At 61.9% G+C, this 6,725-nt stretch carries 6 protein-coding genes; 5 read left to right on the top strand and 1 reads right to left on the bottom strand.

The features are described 5' to 3' along the window. The first annotated feature begins 117 nt into the window (after positions 1-117). The 5 genes from AC5Y49_RS24335 to AC5Y49_RS24315 all read left to right on the top strand — a co-directional run bounded on the left by AC5Y49_RS24335 (position 118) and on the right by AC5Y49_RS24315 (position 6,051). Positions 118-954, top strand: coding sequence for an SDR family NAD(P)-dependent oxidoreductase (locus AC5Y49_RS24335; protein ID WP_499891943.1), 837 nt, complete (start codon positions 118-120; stop codon positions 952-954). Positions 955-980: 26 nt separating this feature from the next. Next, positions 981-1,904, top strand: a complete 924-nt coding sequence (locus AC5Y49_RS24330) for a ferritin-like domain-containing protein (RefSeq protein WP_499891942.1) — start codon at positions 981-983, stop codon at positions 1,902-1,904. Further along, on the top strand, positions 1,901-3,463 hold the full coding sequence (locus AC5Y49_RS24325; RefSeq protein WP_499891941.1) for a flavin-containing monooxygenase: 1,563 nt from the start codon (positions 1,901-1,903) through the stop codon (positions 3,461-3,463). The genes AC5Y49_RS24330 and AC5Y49_RS24325 overlap by 4 nt, the downstream gene beginning before the upstream one ends. A 93-nt stretch (positions 3,464-3,556) precedes the next feature. Further along, positions 3,557-5,077 (top strand): flavin-containing monooxygenase, encoded by a 1,521-nt coding sequence (locus AC5Y49_RS24320; protein WP_499891945.1) that lies wholly within the window; start codon positions 3,557-3,559, stop codon positions 5,075-5,077. A gap of 2 nt (positions 5,078-5,079) precedes the next feature. Continuing rightward, positions 5,080-6,051, top strand: a complete 972-nt coding sequence (locus tag AC5Y49_RS24315) for an alpha/beta hydrolase (RefSeq protein WP_499891940.1) — start codon at positions 5,080-5,082, stop codon at positions 6,049-6,051. Between the two features lie 61 nt (positions 6,052-6,112). Here the strand turns inward: AC5Y49_RS24315 and AC5Y49_RS24310 are convergent, their stop codons facing one another. After that, positions 6,113-6,715, bottom strand: a complete 603-nt coding sequence (locus tag AC5Y49_RS24310) for a carboxymuconolactone decarboxylase family protein (RefSeq protein WP_499891944.1) — start codon at positions 6,713-6,715, stop codon at positions 6,113-6,115. Positions 6,716-6,725 lie beyond the last annotated feature (10 nt).

Below are 6,725 nucleotides of genomic sequence, written 5' to 3'. Positions count from 1 at the left end.
AAGCCTTGACAAGCCGCTGAGGCGGCACCAAACTGGTGTCATGTGCCCCCACTTATGGCCAGCGCCACCAGTTTGTGGTGGTGAATCCTGCTGCCTCCAGAACGTGAGGAGGCGCCGATGAGGCTGATGCCATTCGGCGACGCAGACGGCCCCACTTACGGTGCTGACGCGGTGGTCACGGGAGCTGGCAGCGGCATTGGCCGCGCCTTCGCTGTCGAGATTGCTCGACGGGGTGGGCGGGTGGTCTGCGCCGATATCGACCCAGTTCGGGCTAAGGAGACTGTGGGACTTGTCGTCGAAGCCGGTGGTCAGGGTTTGGATATAGAGTGCGATGTTTCCGATGAGGGGCAGGTCCGGCAACTGGCGGAGTCTGCTGAGCGGTGGTTCGGCAGTGCCGCCGGGTTGGTGATCAACAACGCGGGAATCGGCGTGGGCGGAAACGTCATCGGCGAGACGGCCATGCGCGACTGGCGTTCCACGTTGTCGGTGAATCTGTGGGGGGTGATCTACGGGTGCGAGGTCTTCGTGCCGCGGCTACGTAGCCGGGGCAGCGGAGGGGTTATCAACGTTGCTTCGGCCGCGAGTTTTGGCGCCGCGCCTCGAATGGGCCCCTATAACGTCAGCAAAGCTGGCGTGCTGGCGCTGTCGGAAACATTGGCCGCCGAGCTAAGCGGCACCGGCGTCAAAGTCACCGTGTTGTGCCCCACGTTCGTTAAAACAAACATCGTCGACAATCCGCACATCGAGGAGTCGGCGGCGAAACTGGCGGCCAACCTGATGAAGTGGACCGGAGTGTCCCCAGAGTCGGTGGCGCGAACGACGCTGGACGCCCACGATCGCGGTCGACTCTACGTCCTGCCGCAGCTTAACGCCACGATCGCTTGGCAGGTCAAGAGGATGATGCCCAGGACCTATACCCGTGCGCTCGGTCTTATCGAGCGGATCGCTCGGTAAGCATTCACCGGAGATCGGAGAAGAAAATGGCATTCGAATACAGCGATATGCTCGAGACGATCAAAGATCGTCAGTGGGCGCTGGCCGACATCGATTGGGAGGCGCCGGGCGCGGAGTTGATCACCGACGAGCAACGCCCCAACCTCAAACAGTTCATGTCAGATGTGGTCTGGATCGAACATGTCGGAGCCCGCGCTTTCGAGGCGATGGCGCCCAAGGCGCCGTTTGAGGCGTTGAAAGAAATCTACAATTACTTTCACGCCGAGGAGCAGCGGCACGCCAACGCCGAGCTCGCGCTCATGCATCGCTGGGGAATGTTGGAAGAGGGGGAAACCCCCTTGCCGAACAAGAATATTCGGCTGGCGATCGAGTGGATCGACCACTACAGTAATGTGCTCCCGTTGACGGTGATGAGTTCCGCGATCCCGGCGTTGGAATGCGCCTTGGACGGCGCCTTGTTGAAGTTCCTTCTGGACGAGGTAGCAGACCCGGTGTGCGGCGAGGTCTTCAACAAGGTCAACAGTGACGAATCTCGGCACCTTGCGGTGGGCTTCCAGGTTCTCAACGATCTGGGGGCCAGCCCCATGCGGGTACACGCGCTCGAGACGGTGGGAGCGGTTCTTGATCCGAGAATTCTCATGGGCGCCCTGTTTTACATACCGCTGCTGACCAGGATGATGGGTAACCTCATCGCGTGGGGCCTGTCGGAGGAGAAGCTGTACAACGCCGTCACGCGCTATTCGAACGTGGGCGATCGAAGCGAGTTCAGTCGCCGCGTTCCCGCCTATCACATCCTTCGGTCCCACATGTCTGCGACCATCAACCGCGCCCAGCCTTTTCATTTCGTCTCCCAGCGTCTGGGTACTGTGATCGATCATTTCCCAATCGCGGTGCTGGGCAAGTTGCCCTCGTGGGCCGGGGACATGACGTACGAACCGGTTTCCAAGTGAGCGATCAATCGAGCGTTCTGATCATCGGGGCCGGCTTTTCTGGACTTGGTACGGCGATTGAATTGCTGCAGAAGGGGATCGACGACTTCGTCGTTGTCGAGCGGGCAGATGACGTCGGGGGGACGTGGCGTGACAACACCTATCCTGGTGCGGCCTGTGACGTTCCATCTGTGCTCTATTCGTATTCATTCGAGCGGAATCCGGAGTGGTCGCGCGCATACTCGGGCGGTCGCGAGATACTCGACTACGTCAGGGACGTGGTGGAGCGCCATAAGCTCAGCCGATTCATCCGATTCGGGGTCAACGTCACTGGTCTGGAGTTCGACGACGACTCTGGCACCTGGACCGCCTATACCGAGAATGGCCGGCCGTATCGTGCGCGGACAGTGGTGATTGCCAGCGGTCCGCTCGCGAATGCAAGTTTGCCGGCCATTCGCGGTCTGGATTCCTACACGGGCCACAAGATCCACAGCGCCCGATGGGATCACGACTACGACCTGAGCGACAAGCGGGTCGCCGTCATCGGTACCGGCGCGAGCGCCGTGCAGATCGTTCCCGAACTGGTCAAGACGGCGCAGACGGTGAAGGTTTTCCAACGGACGCCGGGTTGGGTGTTTCCGCGTCCGGACTTCGGCTATCCTGGCTGGGCGAAGTCCGCGTTTCGTCGACTGCCGGTGTCGCAGAGCGCGGCGCGCCAGGCGTGGTTTTGGGCGCACGAGATCATGGCTGTCGGCATAGTGTGGAACACGCCGGTCACCACGGCGATCCAGTGGGCGGCGAAGGCCAACTTGCGTCGGCAAGTGAATGATTCCTGGATGAGGCGACAGCTGACCCCCGACTTCCGTCCCGGCTGCAAACGCATGCTGATGAGCAGCGACTACTACCCTGCCCTGCAGCGCGACAACTGCAAACTCATCGCGTGGCCCATCGCGACGATATCGCCTAACGGGATACGGACCGCTGATGCTATCGAGCACGAAGTGGACTGCATCGTGTTCGCGACCGGTTTCGATGTCTGCAAGGCCGGCACGCCGTTTCCCATCACCGGCTTGAACGGTCGGGAACTCGGCAAAGAATGGTCGCACGGCGCCTACGCCTACAAGAGTGTGAACGTGTCGGGCTACCCGAACCTGTTCTTCACCTTCGGCCCGAACTCCGGCCCCGGACACAATTCTGCGCTCGTCTACATGGAGGCCGAGATCGACTACATCGTCAACGCGATCCAATTGATCATCGACCGAGACTTGCACACCCTCGATGTTCGGGAGGACCGCCAGAACAAATACCACGGTGACATCCAACGACGCTTGACCGGCACGACCTGGAACTCGGGTTGCAAGAGTTGGTATCTGACCGACGACGGTTACAACGGCACGATGTATCCGGGGTTTGCGATGCAGTTCGTGCGGCAGTTGTCGAAAGTTGAGCTGGATGACTACGTGACGACTTCGAGGCCTGCTCGACACAAGGAAGTGAAGTCACGGCGAGCATCCGCAGCGGTGCGGACTTCTCACAGCAGCTCGACTCCGAGCCGCAGTAAGAGCACAGCCAAGCAGTAAAGAACCGCGCTTGAACCCGATTGTTCAGCAGTACCCGGTCGGTCCACCCACGATGATTGCGATAGGTCATCTTCGATGAAGCGTGCAGATGTAATGAAAAGCGCGGGTGGGCCCGCCTACGAGATCATCGTGATCGGTGCCGGGTTCTCCGGGATCGGCATGGGCATCAAACTCTTACAAGCCGGCTTCTCGGATTTCCTCCTCGTCGAGGAAGCCACTGATGTGGGTGGAACGTGGCATTGGAACACCTATCCGGGGATCGCGGTCGATATCCCGTCCTACAGCTATCAATTCTCCTTCGAGCGGCGTTCAGATTGGTCGCGTACCTACGCGCTGGGCAACGAACTGAAAAACTACGCAGAGCATTGCGTACGAAAGTACGGTCTGCGGTCACGAATCCGTTTCTCCACCACGGTGACCGAAGCTCGTTTCGATGACGGCTCGACGTTATGGCGCTTGAACACGGCGTCGGGGGAGGAATTGACGGCGCGGTTTATCGTTAATGCCTCGGGCGTGTTGACACGGCCGAAATGGCCGGACATCCCTGGTGTCAAAGACTTCAGCGGCGTAACCATGCACACGTCTCGGTGGGACCACAACGAAGACCTGGGCGGAAAGCGCGTCGCTGTGATCGGCACGGGAGCCTCAGCGGTGCAAGTCATTCCCGCCATCGCGCCTGAGGTCGACGAACTGACCGTGTTTCAGCGCACACCGATCTGGTGCTTGCCGAAACCAGATGTCGCCGTGCCGCGGCTTTTCAGCCGGTTACTCGATTATCTTCCGGGTGGACAACTAGGGATGCGGCTGGCGAGTCAGTCATTCGTCGAACTCACTTTCCCGGTTGCTGCCCACTACTACAGCGCCATCCCCTTGGCATCGATGCTTGAACGCGCGGCTTTGGCCTACATGCGTCGACAGGTGATCGACCCGATCGTTCGTGACAAGCTCACACCGCGCTACGCGCTCGGGTGTAAGCGACCCGGCTTCCACAACGAGTACTTGGCCACATTCAACCGCGACAATGTTCATCTTGAGACCAGCCCTATCACCCATGTGGATACGACCGCCGTACACACGGCTAACGGCACAGCACACGAAATCGATGTGCTGGTTTTGGCGACCGGTTTCAAAGTCATGGAACCAGACAACATGCCGACCTACTCGCTCACGGGTATCGGGGGTCGGGATCACGCCCAATGGTGGGACAACAACCGGCTGCAGGCCTATGAGGGGGTCAGTGTGCCCGGATTCCCCAACCATTTTTCGATCTTCGGTCCCTACGGGTATAACGGGTCGTCGTACTTCGCGCTCATTGAGGCTCAGTCCGCACACATCCTGCGTTGCCTGCGGCACGCTCGCGACCGCCGCGCCACGTATGTGGAGATAACCCAGGAGGCCAATGAGCGTTTCTTTGCAGAGATGCTCAAGCGTCGGCACCGTCAAGTCTTTTGGCACGCCGGCGGCTGCGTCGGCGCGAACAGCTACTACTTCGACAAGCACGGCGACGTTCCGCTGCGGCCTACCACGACGATCGAAACAGTCTGGCGCAGCCGTAGATTCGACCTGGCCGACTATCGTTTCGAAAGCTGCTGTAGTCAACGCCAAGAGGTGTGACCGTGCTAGAACCGGTTTCAGCGCCCAGGGACCCGAGCTTAGCGAGTTTTGCTGTCGCCGCGTCCGTCCGCGGCCTGCTTCGCCCGCTGACCGAAGTCCTTCCCGCTAACCGTGGCGGCCTTGCGATCTTAGACCGGGTGCTGCGCGCAGCCCTCGTCACCTCGGCGCCGCGCCGAGGAGTACGTGTGGAAGAGGTCGATACGAGCTTAGGCGGTGATCGGGTACGCGGCGACTGGATCATCGCCCCCGAAGTCGACCGCGATGGTCCGCCAATCCTCTACGTGCACGGGGGAGCGTTCGCGATGTGTTCCCCGAGAACCCACCGTGGGTTGCTTGGCGAGCTATCGGCCACGTCGGGGCGACCGGTCTTCGCGGTCCGGTATCGGTTGGCGCCACAACATCGGTACCCCGCGGCTGCTGATGACGCCCTCACCGCCTATCGGTGGCTGATCGGCGACGACCGGCGCAGTTCAAGCCGCACGGTAGCGGTGGCCGGAGACTCCGCGGGCGGGCAGCTTGCGGTGGCTACTTCGCTGGGGGTGCGCGCACGCCAGCTCCCGATGCCCGACGCGATGCTGCTGATGTCGCCTGTGCTGGATTTGACCTGTCAGCTTGCCCTGGCCCGGGACGCGCGCCGGCGCGACCCATTCGCATCGGCGGGCTCGGCTGCGCGCACGCTGGGACTCTACATTGCCGGAGCTGACCCTACCGATCCGCGGGTCAGCGTCCTCGACGCAGACCTTGCCGGGATGCCCCCGACATTGATCCAGGTCGGCGGACGCGAAATGTTGCTCGACGACTCACGACAGCTTGCCGATCGGATGCAAGCGGCGGGGTCGGCGGCGCAGCTTCAGGTCTGGCGCGGGCAGGTCCACGTCTTTCAGGCCTTGTTCCGGGTGCTGCCGGAAGCCCGCGACGCGCTGCGGTCCAGCGGAGCGTTCCTCGCGCGCACAGCCGAGGATTCGATCTGCTGATTGCCGCACGGATCCAAACGGACCCACGGTGCAGCAAACGCGTCCCACGTCACCGATGTCATCATTTTCGAAAAGGGCGGTGCGGCGGCTCGGCCCGGTGTGGTGAGGCGCCGTCCGGCGGCCATGGGGTCATGCCGTCCTCCAACGACACGTCCAGCGACCGGAGCAGCGCGGAGAACAGCCGCCAGTTTCCGATCGCGGCCACCAGCTCGACCAGCACGGAGGGGTCGTCATCCAGCACAGCCCGGCACGTGTCCCAGGTCGCATCGGAGATCATGCCGTCACGCAGCGTCTCGTCGGTCGCGGCGAGCACGGCACGCTCCACCGCGCCGAAGTGTTCGGTGCGTTGCCAGTCGCGAACTGCGACCAAGTCATGTTCGGGCACAGCGAGAGCGCGTGCCATCCGCCAGTGCTGCGTCCATTCGTACACCGAGCCGGTGACCCAACCGATTCGCATGATGATCAGCTCGCGCAGGCGGGCGTCGAGCGTTCCGGCCCATAGCAGTTCGTTGAGCATGCCGTTGAGCGCCGCGGCGACGCCGGGCTGATGCAGGGCGATCCGGAAAACCGACAGTTCGGCCATCGCTTCGGGAACGCCTCGTTCGGTGGCGCGTCGGCGGGCTTCCTCGGTGTCGAGCATCGGGATGCGCTCTGCGTTGGCCATGGGTGGTATT

This window comes from Mycobacterium sp. NGS62 (assembly GCF_059812285.1).
Note: the sequence above shows the minus strand (reverse complement) of the source record. Positions and strands in the feature narration are given on the sequence as shown.